The sequence below is a fragment of the Asanoa siamensis genome, assembly GCF_016862555.1.
In the GTDB taxonomy this organism is placed as follows: Bacteria; Actinomycetota; Actinomycetes; order Mycobacteriales; family Micromonosporaceae; genus Asanoa; species Asanoa siamensis.
In genome coordinates, this window is record NZ_BONE01000018.1 from 66,511 (window position 1) to 80,114 (window position 13,604).

The following is a 13,604-nucleotide window of genomic DNA, read 5'->3' on the forward strand; positions in this document are numbered from 1 at the left end:
GGATTTCCGGTTATGGCTCGCGTGTTGACTCCCCGTGCGGAGGACTTTCCCCGCTGGTACCAGGATCTGATCGCCAAGGCGCAGCTCGCCGACAACGGCCCGGTGCGCGGCACGATGGTGATCCGACCGGCCGGGTACTCCATCTGGGAGCGCATGCAGGCCGAGATGGACGCGCGGATCAAGGTCGCCGGCGCCGAGAACGCGTACTTCCCGCTGTTCATCCCCGAGAGCTACCTCAAGCGCGAGGCCGACCACGTCGAGGGCTTCTCGCCCGAGCTCGCCGTCGTCACCCACGGTGGCGGCAAGCAGCTCGCGGAGCCCGTCGTCGTCCGCCCCACGAGCGAGACCGTCATCGGCGAGTTCATGGCGAAGTGGGTGGACTCGTACCGCGACCTGCCCCTGCTGCTCAACCAGTGGGCCAACGTCGTGCGCTGGGAGCTACGCCCGCGCGTCTTCCTGCGGACCAGCGAGTTCCTCTGGCAGGAGGGCCACACCGCGCACGCCAGCGAGGAGGACGCGCGCAGCTACGCGCGCAAGATCCTGCACGAGGTGTACGAGGACTTCATGGTCGGCGTCCTCGGCATCCCGGTGGTGGTCGGGCGCAAGACCAACCGTGAGCGGTTCGCCGGCGCGACCAGCACCTACACGCTCGAAGGCATGATGGGCGACGGCAAGGCGCTGCAGATGGGCACCTCGCACGAGCTCGGCCAGAACTTCGCCAAGGCCTTCGACATCTCCTTCTCCGCGGCCAGCGGCGGCGTCGAGCACGCCTGGACCACCTCCTGGGGCACGTCCACCCGGATGCTCGGCGGCCTGATCATGAGCCACGGCGACGACAACGGCCTGCGGGTGCCGCCGCGACTGGCGCCGATCCAGGCGTACGTGATGGTCGTGAAGGACGGTGACGGTGTGGCCGCCGCGGCCGCCAAGCTGCGCGACGCCCTCCGTGACGCCGGCGTGCGGGTGGGGCTCGACGACCGGGTCGACACCGCGTTCGGCCGGCGGGCGGTCGACGCCGAGCTCAAGGGCTACCCGGTGCGGATCGAGGTCGGGCCGCGCGACCTGGCGGCCGGAAACGCGGTCGTCGTGCGGCGGTTCGACAGCAGCAAGACCCCCGTGCCGGTGGCCGACGTGGTCGGCCGGGTGCTGGCCGCGCTGGAGGAGGACCAGCAGCGGATGCACGACGAGGCGTTGGCCTTCCGCGAGTCGCGCACCTTCGAGGTGTCGACCCTGGCCGAGGCCATCGAGGCGTCGGCGAACGGCTGGGCCCGGGTGCCGTGGTCGGCGGTCGGTGTCGACGGCGAGGCCGAGGCCAACGGCAAGGCCGTGACCGTGCGCTGCCTGGTGCGGGCCGACGGCTCGGTGCCGGACTCGCAGGACGAGCCGGACCTGATCGCGATCCTCGGCCGCTCCTACTGATGGGCTTCGCGCCCGGCAGCCTGATCGTCCACCGCAACGCCCGGCACGACCGCCTGGGCTGGGTCCGCCCGGCCCGGGTGGTCAGCGACGACGAGCGCGGCCTGCTGGTCTGGGTCGCGCCCGGCACGCTGGTGGCCTCCGAGATCGCCACGGACGGCCGCGGCATGCGGGCGATGCCGTTCGCGGAGTGGATCACGCTGTCGTACGACGTCCAGCAGCACCCGTGGGCGGGCAACGGCGTGCTCAAGTTCCACCCGGTCGGCGAGGACCACTCGGTCTGGTGGTTCCGGTCCGCGGACGGCGCGTTCCACAACTGGTACGTGAACCTCGAGGAGCGTGCGGTCCGCTGGGACGACGGCGACCTGGCCGGTGTCGACGTGGTCGACCAGGACCTCGACATCGTGATCGCCCCGGACCGCTCGTGGCGCTGGAAGGACGAGGACGAGTTCACGGAGCGCCTCGCGTTCCCGGACCACTACTGGGTACGCGACGAGACGGCCGTCCGCGCCGAGGGCCGGCGCGTGGTCAAACGGATCGAGGCGGGCGAGTTCCCGTTCGACGGCACCTGGACGGACTTCCAGCCCGACCCGTCGTGGGTGACGCCGACGGCACTGCCCGCGGGCTGGGACCGCCCGGTCGTCGCACGCTGAGCCCGCTGGTGCCGGCGCGGCTGCTGGGGTGAGCGTGAACCTGGCGAGCAGAGCGCGGCGACCCGGCGTATGCGTCGGAGAACCGTCTGGCAGAATGGTTCGTTGGTATCCGGCTCGCACCCGGCGCCCTCTACCCCGGGTGTGCGGCCAGTCCACGAACGGTCTTCGGCACAAACCCCACTGCGTCGCCGACCGATCACCCACGTATCGCAACAGGAGCGAACAGACTGTGGCCGTAAAGATCCGGCTCCTGCGGATGGGTAAGATCCGCAACCCGCAATACCGCATCGTCATCGCCGACTCGCGCACCAAGCGTGACGGCCGAGCGATCGAGTACGTCGGCATCTACCACCCCAAGGAAGAGCCGTCGCTGATCGAGGTCAAGTCCGACCGGGTGCAGTACTGGCTGTCCGTCGGTGCCCAGCCGAGCGAGGCCGTGCAGCGGATCCTCGAGCGCACCGGTGACTGGCAGAAGTTCAAGAACCTGCCGGCCCCGCCGCCGCTGAAGGTCGCCGCCGCGCGCGTCGACCAGCGTGAGGCGTACGAGGCCGAGGCGCGTGCCGCGGCCGGCCTGAGCGAGGCCCCGGCCCCGACCAAGGCCACGAAGAAGGCGGCGAAGGCCGCGGAGCCGAAGGCCGAGGCGGCCGAGGCACCCAAGTCCGAAGCACCCAAGTCCGAGGAGCAGGCGGTTGCGGACTCCGGCGAGCAGGCCTGACGTGGCCCTCCGGCCCGCGCTGGAGCACCTTGTCAAGGGCATCGTCGACAATCCGGACGACGTACGCGTCCGGATGGTCGACTCGCGTCGTGGCAAGCGGCTCGAAGTGCGCGTCAACCCGGAAGACCTGGGCACGGTGATCGGCCGCGGCGGGCGTACCGCCAAGGCCCTCCGCCAGGTCATCGGTTCGATCGGCGGCCGGGGCGTCCGGGTCGACATCGTCGACGCCTACTGATGCTCCTTGTCGTCGGCCGGATCGGCCGGCCACATGGCGTCCGCGGTGAGGTCACCGTGGAGGTCCGGACCGACGAACCAGAGCAGCGGTTCGCTGCCGGGTCGGTGCTCGTCACCGACCCGGCGGCGGCCAGCGTCGCCTCCGTCGTGCCCGCGACCCTGACCATCGAGGACGTGCGCTGGCACCAGGGCCGTCCGTTGGTGCTCTTCGACGGCTACTACGACCGCGACATCGTCGAGAACCTGCGCAATGTGCTGCTCTGCGTGGACTCCGACGATCTGGAATCTCCGGATGATCCGGACGAGTTCCTCGACCACGAGTTGGTCGGTCTGTCCGTGGTGAGCCCGGGTGGCGAGGTGCTCGGCACCGTCGCCCGGATCGACCACACGCCGTCGTCGGACCTGTTGGTGCTGACCCGTCCGGGTGGCCGCACCGCGCTGGTCCCGTTCGTGAAGGCGATCGTTCCCGAGGTCGACGTGGCCGGCGGCACGGTGGTCGTCGACGCGCCGGAGGGTTTGCTGGACCTGTGATGCGGGTCGACGTCGTCACCATCTTTCCCGACTACCTGGCGCCGCTGTCGCTGTCGTTGATCGGCAAGGCGCAGGCGACCGGGGTGCTCTCCGTGGGCGTGCACGACCTGCGGACCTGGACGTCCGACGTGCACCGGACCGTCGACGACACGCCGTACGGCGGTGGGCCCGGCATGGTGATGCGGCCGGAGCCGTGGGGGCAGGCGCTCGACGCGCTGGCCACGCCGTCGTCGCGGCTCGTCGTGCCGACGCCGGTCGGGGCGCCTTTTACGCAAGCGACCGCCCACGCGTTGGCCGAGTCGTCGCATCTGATCTTCGCGTGTGGTCGCTACGAGGGCATCGACCAACGGGTGATCGACCACGCCGCGGCACGGATGCCGGTGACCGAGGTGTCGCTCGGCGACTATGTGCTGTTCGGCGGCGAGGTCGCGGTCCTGGTGATCATGGAGGCCGTGGTGCGGCTGCTACCGGGTGTGCTCGGCAACGCGGACTCGCTGGCCGAGGAGTCGCACGCGGCCGGTCTCCTCGAAGCGCCCGTCTACACGAAGCCGCCCGTCTGGCGGGATCTCGCCGTGCCGGACATCCTCCGCTCGGGTGACCACGGCCGGATCGCCCGCTGGCGCCGCGACGAGGCGTTGCGGCGGACCGCGACCCGGCGCCCCGACATGCTCACCGGCCCCAACGCTCCCGATCTCGACAAGAAAGACCGGGCGACGCTGGACGGCCTGACCTGATCACGGACGCCCCGCCCGCGCACCCTCCGCACGCTTCGCGTGCCAGATCTTGGTAGATCGCTGCTGCTGCGGCAGCATCCATTTTCCTAGATCTCGGCTGGCGACCCGCCGCGGACCTGGCAGCGGAGCGGTGTCCGGCGGGAGCGACGGTCGCGCCCACGGCGGACCCGGGACCGGATCCGGCTCTTGATCGTTCGCCTCTGCGGGGACCTGATTTCTTGAACGCGGCTGGGTTATGGCAAAGTAGTGGGGTTGCTTTTTGCCGCTGTTCGACCACGCCGTGGACGACCGCGAGGATCCCTCGAAGTGGTGGGGGATCAGCATCACCCGTCGCACATCGACCTGGTGTGCCGTCATAGCCGAAGGAATCAGAGATGAACACCCTGGACGCCCTCGACGCCCAGTCGCAGCGGTCCGACCTTCCGGAGTTCCGCGCCGGTGACACCGTCAAGGTGCACGCGCGAGTCGTCGAAGGCAACCGGTCCCGTGTGCAGATCTTCCAGGGCGTGGTCATCCGCCGCCAGGGCGCGGGCCTGCGTGAGACGTTCACCGTCCGCAAGATGAGCTTCGCCGTCGGCGTCGAGCGCACCTACCCGATCAACAGCCCCGCGATCGACCGGATCGAGGTCGTGACCCGCGGTGACGTGCGGCGCGCCAAGCTCTACTACCTCCGTGAGCTGCGCGGCAAGAAGGCCAAGATCAAGGAGAAGCGCGAGAAGCAGCCGAGCTGACTCTCGCCACTCGCGATGCGGTCGCCTCGTCCGGCTAGGCTAGCCCCCACGAGGCCTCTCGATCGGAAAGCGCCTCGGGCGGTAGTGCCGTCGACAGACGGCGGCGTCCGTTCGCGGGCGCTCGGCTGACCTGGGGAGAGGCGCGTCGTGGAGCGAGGCGATATCGGCCAGGAACCCCGGCGCCGCTTTCGGCGCCGGGTGCAGATGCCGCTCTGGCAGGAGCTTCCGCTGCTGCTGATCGTGGCCTTCTGCCTGGCGGTGCTGATCCGCAGCCTCCTGCTGCAGGCGTTCTTCATCCCGTCCGGGTCCATGGAGAACACGCTGCTCGTCGGCGACCGGGTCCTGGTCAACAAGATCGTTTATGACGTACGGGATCCGAAGCGCGGCGAGGTCGTCGTGTTCCGGGGCCCGGAGGCCTGGGCGCCGCAGCCGGTGGACGGCGGCGACCCGGGCCTCTTCAGCAAGATCGGGCGTACGTTCGGCGACCTCATCGGCGTCAGCCGGCCCGGTGCCAAGGACTTCATCAAGCGCGTGATCGGCGTCGGTGGCGACCGGGTCAGCTGCTGCGACGACCAGGGTCGCGTGATGGTCAACGGCAAGGGCCTGGACGAGCCCTACATCTACGACAACTCGCCGCTCGACGTCGCGCCGGCCGCGGGCGAGTGCCGGTCGCGGCAGTTCGCCGAGGTCGTCGTGCCCCCGAACCAGCTCTTCGTGATGGGTGACCATCGCGGCGTCTCGCAGGACGCGCGGTGCCAGGGGCCGATCCCGGTCGACAACGTGGTGGGGCGGGCGTTCGTCATCGTCTGGCCGCAGGACCGGTGGGCCAATCTCTCGGTCCCGGACACCTTCGACGCGATCCCGGCACCTCCGGGTGGTGGCGCGGGCGGCGGCACCGGTGCCCCCATTCCCGCGTCCGAGGTCCCATTGCCAGGAAAGGGAGACATTGTCGTCACGATGCCAATCTTCGCGTCCGCCCTTTTTCTGGCGCGTTCCCGACGTGGACTCCCAGACCCGCAACGTAGGCTCCGTCCGTGATTGAGGAACAGCTCCCCCAGAAGCCGGCCAAGAGCTCGTCCTTCTGGAAAGAACTGCCGATCCTGCTCGGCGTCGCGATCCTGGTCGCTGTCCTGGTGCGGGCTTTCCTGCTGCAGACGTTCTTCATCCCGTCGCCGTCGATGGAGCACACGCTCGACGTCGACGACCGGGTGCTGGTCAACAAGATCGTGTACGACTTCCGTTCCCCGGAACGCGGCGAGATCGTGGTCTTCAAGGCCCCGTCCGAGTGGCGCAGCGGCCTGGACGACGAGGACTTCATCAAGCGCGTCATCGCCGTGGGCGGCGACACGGTGAAGTGCTGCGACGACCAGAAGCGCCTCGAGGTCAACGGGCACTCGCTGGACGAGCCCTACCTCTTCACGGAAAACGGTGTCAGCGACCCGGCCGCCGACCAGCCCTTCGAGTTCACGGTGCCGCAGGGCCGCCTGTGGGTGATGGGCGACCACCGCGCCGCGTCGGGCGACTCGCTGGAGCACTGGAAGCAGAGCAACGGCGACCCGATCATCTCGACGATCACCGAGGAGTCGGTGGTGGGGCGGGCGTTCGTCGTGTTCTGGCCTTTCGGGCGGGGCAAGTGGCTGTCGGTGCCCGAGACGTTCGACGGGGTTCCGGCGCCGGCCGCGGCCAACTGAGCCTCCTTCATCTTCAAGACAGGACCCGCGTCGTGCGGGTCCTGTCTTGTTTCGTGTCGGTCGTCTCGAACCTCGCTCGGGATCGGTTCGGGGTCGGGCCTAAGCTGGCTCGGTGACCGAGTTCCAGCCGCGCCGCGCCGCGCGGGTGCTGCTGGTCGACGGTGCGGAGCGGGTCCTGCTCTTCCACGGTGTCGATCCGGGGCGGCCGGAGCATCGCTACTGGTTCACGCCCGGTGGCGGCCTGGCGCCCGACGAGCCCGCCGTGGCCGGAGCCGTCCGGGAGCTCGCGGAGGAGACCGGGCTGGTCCGCCCCGCCGTGGATCTCGGTAAGCCGGTCTTCCGGGAGACGACCGAGTTCCCCTTCGACGGTGTCTGGTACCGGCAGCAGCAGGAGTTCTTCCTCCTCCGCGTGGCCTCGTGGGTCGTCGACACGGCCGGCTTCGACGAGATCGAGAAAGACTCGATCATCGACCACCGGTGGTGGTCGATCGCCGAGTTGGAGCGTACGAAGGAGCGGTACTACCCCGACGAGCTGACCACCGTGCTGCGCCGGGTGCTGGGGAAGGACTGATCCGCCGTGCTGACACCACCGCGCACCGTGGTACGCCGCGAGGGCGGCCTGTACGCCCTCGAGCGGGCGTTGCAGCGGCGCGGTTTCCGGCACGTCGCCGGGGCCGACGAGGCCGGCCGGGGCGCGTGCGCCGGTCCGCTGGTGGCCGCGGCGGCGGTGCTGCCGGAGGGCAAGCGCGGCGAGATCGAGGGCCTGGCCGACTCGAAGCTGCTGACGCCGCTGGCCCGGAACCGGATCTACGAGGAGGTCGTCAAGCGCGCCCTCGCGTACTCGGTGGTGGTCATCCCGGCCGCCGAGGTCGACGCCCGCGGCCTGCACGTGTGCAACCTGCTGGCGATGCGGCGCGCGCTGGCGTCGCTGCCGGTCGGGCCGGAGTACGTGCTGACCGACGGCTTCCCGCTCGACGGCATGGGCGTACCCGGGCTCGCTGTCTGGAAGGGCGACCGCGTCGCCGCGTGCGTGGCGGCGGCCAGCGTGCTCGCCAAGGTCACCCGGGACCGGATCATGGTCGAGTTGGACGGGCAGTTCCCGGATTACGGCTTTTCGGAGCACAAGGGGTACGTGACGCCCGAGCACAATGCGGCGTTGACCGAGCACGGTCCGTGTGCGGAGCACCGGTTCTCGTACATCAATGTCGCGAATGCGTCGGGGCGGGACTCGCGGCCGCCGCGCAGCCGGCGCCCGCGGGTGTTGACTGATCCGTCCAAGCTGGGCGGTGAGGTGGTGCCGGACCTGGATCCGGCGTCGCTGGATCCGGCGGAGCTGGGTGCGGCGGAGCTGGATCTCTGAGCGGTGGGGTGGTTTGCGTCACTCCCGGATCGGCGTCGTCGCGGTCCGGAGATCGACGTCATTCCCCGGGCCGGACGCCGCGTTTCGGACGGTCCGGGCGTCCGGTCCGATCTGGATCGTCGGGTCGGATCAGAGCGTGATCCGGGCGGGTTTTCCGCTGATCTTGGCGTTTTCCGGACTGTCCGAGGCGGCCCATCGGGTGACGTTTTCGCCCGTCCGGATCCGGTAAGGCGCGCGGAGTCCCCAGGGGGTACCGTCGGCGTGGCGTCCGGCGAGCGGCTACGGCCGCCCACGCTGGTGGGGGAAGATGGTGCCATGAAGGGCGGAGAGCGATGAGCGCAGAGGATCTCGAGAAATACGAGACCGAGATGGAGCTGCAGCTCTACCGGGAATACCGCGATATCGTCCGCCAATTCTCCTATGTCGTCGAGACCGAGCGCCGTTTCTACCTGGCCAACCAGGTCGACCTGCACGTGCGCAACTCCGACGGCGAGGTCTACTTCGAGGTCGAGATGCACGACGCCTGGGTCTGGGACATGTACCGCCCCGCCCGGTTTGTCAAAAATGTCCGGGTAATGACCTTCAAGGACGTCAACGTCGAAGAACTCGAAAAGCCCGACATCTCCCTCCCGGCCGACTCAGGCTTCGGCGGCTGACCGCCTAGCACACCCGGGCCCGCGACGGGCCGCAATCCACAATCCACAGGCAGCCATAGACGGCGTTGCCGCCCCTCCACGCCGAGACGAGGCTGCCATGCATGACATGGCACGCACTTCGTAAAGCGGCGCTGTCCCTTGCTGCCGTGGCCTTGGTGGTCGCGGTGGCGTTGGTCGTCCCGGTCGGGTTGTCACCGCCGGCGGGGGCGGGGTACGGATCTGCCCTCGCGGGGGCTGGGGTCCGCGGGTTGCGGTCCTGGGTGGTGGCGCCGGCTAGCCCGGGTGGTGTGGTCGAGGTCGTCTCGGGTGTCGGCCCTGATCGACTGCTGGCCCGGCTGGTGCCGGTCGGCGTTGTCGGTGGGCGACCACCGGGGAGCGCGGCTTGCGGCTTCACGGGCGCTGATCTCGGGAGCGCTGGTCCTGCGGTCGCAGGCCTCGCATTCACGGTCAACGTGAGCTCGGCGGACGCCGACCTCGTGGGCGTGGGCTTTGCGGGCATAGGCTTCGCGGGCGTTCGCCGTGCGGACGCTGAGGTCGCGGGCGGTGACCTGGCGGGCGTGGGCCTTGTGGGCCGCCATCGTGCGGGCGCCGATCTCATAGGCGCCAACGTCTTGGGCGTCGGCATTGCGGCCGCAGGCCCCGCGGGCGCCGACCTCGCGGACGCGGTCCCCGTGCGTGCGGCGCCAGCAGAGGCGCGACATGGATTCGGGCCGCCAGTCGAGCCGCCGTTGCGGATCACCCGGCGGTTCGACGGGCCGCCCAGACCATGGATGCCGGGCCACCGCGGCGTTGACCTCGCTTCCGCGCCCGGTGCGACGATGTACTCCGCCGGCGCGGGCGAGGTCGTCTTCGCCGGTCCGGTGGCCGGTCGCCCGGTGATCAGCGTCCAACATGCCGACGGCCTACGCACGACCTACGAACCCGTGTCCCCGGTGGTCCGTCCCGGTGACCGCGTGACGGCCGGCGACCCGATCGGCGTGCTCGAGGCCGGCCATCCCGGCTGCCCAGCGGCCGCTTGTCTGCACTGGGGTCTGCGCCGGGGCATGGAATATCTCGACCCGCTGCTGTTGCTCGGCTTCCGGGTTCGACTGTTACCGATCTAGTGCCCACCGCGCGGGCTCGTTGGTCGGCGGGACGGTCAGGTCTCAGGCCGCGTTGATCGGCCGGGATGCCAGCCACTGGCCGCGTTGATCCGCAGGTGCCGGCGGTTGGGTTGGGGCGTCAGCGTAGGAGGGAGGGGAGGCGTTCGGCGAAGCGTTCGTACTCGTCCGCGTGGTTGTAGACCTGGCCGCAGATCCGGAGCCAGCCGCGGTTGTTCCAGGCGTTGAGGCTGACCTCGGTCCTGAGCTCGTCCGAGATGCGCTCGCGTAGCGCCACCGCCTCGTCCTGGGTCGTCGCGACGCCCTCGGGCAGTGGGAGGAGGCGCATGGGCACATCCGGTCCGCCCGGGTCGGGCAGTTCGTCCGGCGACAGGCCCAGGGCCGCGCCGATCACCCGCTGGCCGTAGGCGGCGAGCGCGGCGTTGTGCTCGCGCACGCGGTCGATGCCTAGGCTGCGCAACGTATACAGGCCTGCGGGCGCGGCCAGCCACGGTGTGTAGTCCAGCGTCGCCTGGAACTCGACGTTCTGGGGGAAGCCCAGCGGCTGCAACCACGACACGACGAGCGGCTGGATCCGGTCGACCCAGCGTTCGGCGACGCTGAGCAGGGCGGTGCCGCGCGGTGCGTACGCCCATTTGTGGAAGTTGCCCACCCAGAAGTCGGCGCCGATGCGGTCGACCTCGATCGGCAGCATGCCGGGCGCGTGGGCGCCGTCCACGAGCACGGCGACGCCCAAGCGGGCGGCGACGGTGGCGATGGTCGCGACGGGCAGCTGGTACGCGGTCGCGGACGTGACCTGGTCGACGATCAGCAGCTTGGTCCGGCCGGGTCGCAGGGCGGCGCGGATCAGCGCCACGACGTCGGTCTCGCTCGCCCGCAGCGGCAACGTGACCAGACCGGCGGTGGCACCGGTCCGGGCGCACTCGCGTTCGACGGCGTACGAGATCGATCCGTACCCGTGCGTGGTCGTCATGACCTCGTCGCCGGGGCCGAGACCGATCGACTGCAGCGCGATCGCGATGCCCGTGGTCGCGTTGCCGACGAGCGCGGTCCGGTCCGGGTCGGCGCCGAGGAACGTGGCGAGATGCCGGCGCGTGTGCGTGACCCGGTCGAAGAAGCCGCGGTCGAAGAACCGCAGCGGGTTGCTCTCGACCTCGTCGCGCAGTCGCTGCTGCACGCGCTGCACGTTGAGCGGCACCGCGCCGAACGAACCGTGGTTGAGATGGGCGACCGCGGGGTCCAGGGAGAACAGCAGCCGGGCGCCGGGGATCGGGGTCGGCGAGTCAGCCACGGGCGGTCCTCATAGGGATGATCGTACGAGCCGGCCGCGTCGCCGGCGGGCGGATGGTCACCACGGGCATAGGCTGCGGTCATGCCGTCCCGCGACTCGCACTGCTCGTACTGCGGCGCCGCCTACGCGACCGACCAGCCCTGGCCGCGGGTCTGCGCGGCCTGCGGCGAGACCACCTACCGCAATCCGGTGCCGGTCGCGGTCGCGCTGCTGCCCGTCGACGACGGCGTGCTCGTGATCCGACGAGCCATCCCGCCGCGCGTCGGGTTGCTGGCCCTGCCGGGCGGCTTCGTTGACCACGGCGAGTCGTGGCAGCGGGCGGTGGCGCGCGAGCTCGGCGAGGAGACAGGCATCGCGGCCGCGGAATCCGACGTCGTCCTGTTCGACGTCCACAGCGCGCCCGACGGCACGGTGCTCATCTTCGGCCTGCTGCCGGCTACGACCGCGGCGGCGCTGCCGGCGTCGGCGCCCAACGCCGAGGTCAGCGGGTGGGTGGTCGCCCGCGACACCGCCGACATGGCCTTCGACCTGCACGCCCGGGTGCTGACCCGCTACCTGTCGGAGCGGGTCACGGCCTGATCAGGCCCTTGGGTGCGCCTGCTGGTAGGCGGCCCGCAGCCGCTCCATCGAGACGTGCGTGTAGATCTGTGTCGTCGCCAGCGAGGCGTGCCCGAGCAGCTCCTGCACCGCCCGCAGGTCGGCGCCGCCGTCCAGCAGGTGGGTCGCGGCCGAGTGGCGCAGCCCGTGCGGGGTGGTGTGCGGCAGTCCGGCTGCCCGGGCGTACGCGCTGACCAGGCGCCGCACGACCGTCGGTTGCAGCCGGCCCCCGCGGGCGCCGAGGAACAGCGCGTCGGCACTGCCCGGCCCGGCCAGCGACGACCGGCCCAGCCGGAGCCAGTCCTCCAGCGCCTCCTGCGCCGGCTGTCCAAAGGGGACGGACCGCTCCTTGCCGCCCTTGCCGAGCACGCGCACCACCCGCCGGCCCGCGTCCACGTCGGCCCGGTCGAGGCCGCACAGCTCGCTGACCCGGATGCCGGTCGCGTAGAGCAGTTCCAGCACCGCCCGGTCGCGCAGCAGGGTCGGCGCGGCCTCCTCGCCTGGCGCCAGCACCAGGTCGGTCGCCTGGTCGGCGCGGAGCACCGCCGGCAGGTCGCGATCGGCCTTCGGCGTGGCCAGCTTCGCGCCCACGTCGGTCTCAAGCAGGCCGCCGCGGTGGGCCCACGCGCTGAACGTGCGCGCGGACGCCGCGCGTCGGGCCAGGGAGGTGCGGGCGCCGCCGAGCGTACGCAGCCGGGCCAGCCAACTGCGCAGCACGGTGATGTCCAGGTCGGCCGGGGTCGCACAGCCCATCCGGGCGGCGTGGTCCAACAACGAGACGACGTCACCGACGTACGCGCGTACCGTATGTGTCGATCTGTTTTCGACGTGTGACAGGTGCCGCGCGAACTCGTCGACCGCCTCGCGCATCGCGGGCGGCAGCCCCTCGTGCAGTGCCTGCGTCGACCGGCCCATCACCGTGACGGTCGCCGCCGTGGCGTGTCGCCGTCAAGCCGACGCGCCGGGCGCGGGTCAGCCTGCCGCGACACCGCCGGCGATCAGCAGGCCGAGGCCGACGACCAGGTAGAGCGCGGGCGGGCGAAGCCAGGCACCGGGACCGTCGACCCGGGCGCCGCCGGTGGACGCGCTGTAGAGGCCGGCCGCGAGCATCGGCAGGCCCGCGATGAGCATCATCCCCGACACGATGCCCGAGATGACCAGGTCACCGCCGAACATCGAGTCGAAGAAGATGCGCAGGGCGCCGATCTCGAAGATCGCGGTAACGACGCCGTAGACGAGGGCGAGCGCGGGGCGACGGGTGCGGTAGACGCCGTCGCTCGCCGGCGGCGCGCTCGCGGGGCGGCGCATCGGGTCCTCACGCGGCGTGATCGGCGGCATCAGGCCGGTGGGCATGTTGAGGTTCGCCGGGTCGGGTCCCGGTGTGGGCGGCATGGGGTCGGGCAGGGGCAGCGGTGCCGGCACGGGTTCGCCGAGCGGCAGGCGGACCTCCGCCTGGGCGGGCCGGGGCAACTCGCCGGTGGCCGGGCCGGCCGGCTCCGCGCCGTACCCCCGCTGCGGTGGATCGTCGATCTGACGCCGCACCCCATCGGCCGGCAACGGGCGCGCGGAGGTGTTCCACGACGGCTGGTCCTGCCCGCTGTCGGGCCAGCGCGGCTCGCGCTCGAAGCCGCCCGCGAAGCCGTTGAACGACGGCTCGGCGGCGCGCTCGGTGCCGCCCCGCCAGGTCTCCTCGCCGAAGCCGCGATCGTCGTCGCTCCAGCGCTGCTGCTGCTCGTCGTCTGGGTATCCGCGTCGTCCGTCCACGGGCCGCACGCTATTCGACATGGCCGCGACGCTGCAATCGCGGGTCCGAGGGGTTGTGATCCCGGTCCCGTAGCAGCCGGCGGCGCGTCGACCGCCGGTTTTCCACAGGGCGGCCTGTCCACAGGCGTTGT

Annotated in this window: 17 protein-coding genes; 14 read left to right on the forward strand and 3 right to left on the reverse strand. The window is 71.0% G+C overall.

The window, feature by feature from the left end; genetic code table 11:
* The first annotated feature begins 12 nt into the window (after positions 1–12).
* The 13 genes from proS (at position 13) to Asi02nite_RS41575 (ending at position 9,824) form a co-directional block, all read left to right on the forward strand.
* Positions 13–1,419: a proline--tRNA ligase gene (proS, locus tag Asi02nite_RS13300; protein ID WP_203712918.1), complete on the forward strand. Its 1,407-nt coding sequence runs from the start codon at positions 13–15 to the stop codon at positions 1,417–1,419.
* Positions 1,419–2,069, forward strand: a complete 651-nt coding sequence (locus Asi02nite_RS13305) for a ribonuclease FAU-1 family protein (protein ID WP_203712919.1) — start codon at positions 1,419–1,421, stop codon at positions 2,067–2,069. The genes proS and Asi02nite_RS13305 overlap by 1 nt, the downstream gene beginning before the upstream one ends.
* A 229-nt stretch (positions 2,070–2,298) precedes the next feature.
* Positions 2,299–2,784 carry a 30S ribosomal protein S16 gene (gene rpsP, locus Asi02nite_RS13310; RefSeq protein WP_203712920.1) on the forward strand — a complete coding sequence of 162 codons (486 nt, stop codon included), beginning with the start codon at positions 2,299–2,301 and terminating at the stop codon, positions 2,782–2,784.
* Positions 2,759–3,019, forward strand: coding sequence for an RNA-binding protein (locus Asi02nite_RS13315; protein WP_203712921.1), 261 nt, complete (start codon positions 2,759–2,761; stop codon positions 3,017–3,019). Before rpsP ends, Asi02nite_RS13315 begins: the two co-directional genes overlap by 26 nt.
* Positions 3,019–3,549: a ribosome maturation factor RimM gene (rimM, locus tag Asi02nite_RS13320; RefSeq protein ID WP_203712922.1), complete on the forward strand. Its 531-nt coding sequence runs from the start codon at positions 3,019–3,021 to the stop codon at positions 3,547–3,549. The genes Asi02nite_RS13315 and rimM overlap by 1 nt, the downstream gene beginning before the upstream one ends.
* A complete protein-coding gene (trmD, locus tag Asi02nite_RS13325) occupies positions 3,549–4,283 on the forward strand; it encodes a tRNA (guanosine(37)-N1)-methyltransferase TrmD (protein WP_203712923.1) in 735 nt (244 codons plus the stop codon). The genes rimM and trmD overlap by 1 nt, the downstream gene beginning before the upstream one ends.
* A gap of 374 nt (positions 4,284–4,657) precedes the next feature.
* Positions 4,658–5,014 carry a 50S ribosomal protein L19 gene (gene rplS / locus Asi02nite_RS13330; RefSeq protein WP_203712924.1) on the forward strand — a complete coding sequence of 119 codons (357 nt, stop codon included), beginning with the start codon at positions 4,658–4,660 and terminating at the stop codon, positions 5,012–5,014.
* 204 nt (positions 5,015–5,218) lie between these two features.
* Positions 5,219–6,052, forward strand: a complete 834-nt coding sequence (lepB, locus tag Asi02nite_RS13335) for a signal peptidase I (protein WP_203713005.1) — start codon at positions 5,219–5,221, stop codon at positions 6,050–6,052.
* A complete protein-coding gene (gene lepB, locus Asi02nite_RS13340; RefSeq protein ID WP_203712925.1) occupies positions 6,049–6,705 on the forward strand; it encodes a signal peptidase I in 657 nt (218 codons plus the stop codon). Before lepB (Asi02nite_RS13335) ends, lepB (Asi02nite_RS13340) begins: the two co-directional genes overlap by 4 nt.
* Before the next feature lie 112 nt (positions 6,706–6,817).
* Entirely contained in the window at positions 6,818–7,276 is a 459-nt protein-coding gene (locus Asi02nite_RS13345; protein WP_203712926.1) for an NUDIX hydrolase, read from the forward strand.
* Positions 7,277–7,282: 6 nt separating this feature from the next.
* Positions 7,283–8,065, forward strand: a complete 783-nt coding sequence (locus Asi02nite_RS13350; RefSeq protein WP_203712927.1) for a ribonuclease HII — start codon at positions 7,283–7,285, stop codon at positions 8,063–8,065.
* Between the two features lie 332 nt (positions 8,066–8,397).
* Positions 8,398–8,721: a DUF2469 domain-containing protein gene (locus tag Asi02nite_RS13355; protein ID WP_007075222.1), complete on the forward strand. Its 324-nt coding sequence runs from the start codon at positions 8,398–8,400 to the stop codon at positions 8,719–8,721.
* A gap of 611 nt (positions 8,722–9,332) precedes the next feature.
* The gene (locus tag Asi02nite_RS41575; RefSeq protein WP_373312251.1) at positions 9,333–9,824 is read left to right on the forward strand and encodes a murein hydrolase activator EnvC family protein; all 492 of its coding nucleotides are present in this window, start codon (positions 9,333–9,335) and stop codon (positions 9,822–9,824) included.
* 118 nt (positions 9,825–9,942) lie between these two features.
* Here Asi02nite_RS41575 and Asi02nite_RS13365 read toward each other — a convergent pair whose 3' ends face one another.
* The gene (locus Asi02nite_RS13365; RefSeq protein ID WP_239126689.1) at positions 9,943–11,112 is read right to left on the reverse strand and encodes an aminotransferase class V-fold PLP-dependent enzyme; all 1,170 of its coding nucleotides are present in this window, start codon (positions 11,110–11,112) and stop codon (positions 9,943–9,945) included.
* Positions 11,113–11,193: 81 nt separating this feature from the next.
* Here Asi02nite_RS13365 and Asi02nite_RS13370 point away from each other — a divergent pair, with 81 nt between their 5' ends.
* Positions 11,194–11,691, forward strand: coding sequence for an NUDIX domain-containing protein (locus tag Asi02nite_RS13370; RefSeq protein WP_203712930.1), 498 nt, complete (start codon positions 11,194–11,196; stop codon positions 11,689–11,691).
* Here the strand turns inward: Asi02nite_RS13370 and Asi02nite_RS13375 are convergent, their stop codons facing one another.
* A complete protein-coding gene (locus tag Asi02nite_RS13375; RefSeq protein WP_203712931.1) occupies positions 11,692–12,624 on the reverse strand; it encodes a tyrosine recombinase XerC in 933 nt (310 codons plus the stop codon).
* A gap of 57 nt (positions 12,625–12,681) precedes the next feature.
* A complete protein-coding gene (locus tag Asi02nite_RS13380; RefSeq protein WP_203712932.1) occupies positions 12,682–13,473 on the reverse strand; it encodes a hypothetical protein in 792 nt (263 codons plus the stop codon).
* Positions 13,474–13,604: the final 131 nt, after the last annotated feature.

What these genes read in the sequence shown, in the direction of transcription:
- trmD (WP_203712923.1), top strand. Translation starts at nt 3,549, where the DNA reads ATGCGGGTCGACGTCGTCACCATCTTTCCCGACTACCTGGCGCCGCTG.
- Asi02nite_RS13355 (WP_007075222.1), top strand. Translation starts at nt 8,398, where the DNA reads ATGAGCGCAGAGGATCTCGAGAAATACGAGACCGAGATGGAGCTGCAG.
- Asi02nite_RS13305 (WP_203712919.1), top strand. Translation starts at nt 1,419, where the DNA reads ATGGGCTTCGCGCCCGGCAGCCTGATCGTCCACCGCAACGCCCGGCAC.
- Asi02nite_RS13375 (WP_203712931.1), bottom strand. Translation starts at nt 12,624, where the DNA reads ATGGGCCGGTCGACGCAGGCACTGCACGAGGGGCTGCCGCCCGCGATG.
- lepB (WP_203713005.1), top strand. Translation starts at nt 5,219, where the DNA reads ATGCCGCTCTGGCAGGAGCTTCCGCTGCTGCTGATCGTGGCCTTCTGC.
- proS (WP_203712918.1), top strand. Translation starts at nt 13, where the DNA reads ATGGCTCGCGTGTTGACTCCCCGTGCGGAGGACTTTCCCCGCTGGTAC.
- rplS (WP_203712924.1), top strand. Translation starts at nt 4,658, where the DNA reads ATGAACACCCTGGACGCCCTCGACGCCCAGTCGCAGCGGTCCGACCTT.
- Asi02nite_RS13370 (WP_203712930.1), top strand. Translation starts at nt 11,194, where the DNA reads ATGCCGTCCCGCGACTCGCACTGCTCGTACTGCGGCGCCGCCTACGCG.
- rimM (WP_203712922.1), top strand. Translation starts at nt 3,019, where the DNA reads ATGCTCCTTGTCGTCGGCCGGATCGGCCGGCCACATGGCGTCCGCGGT.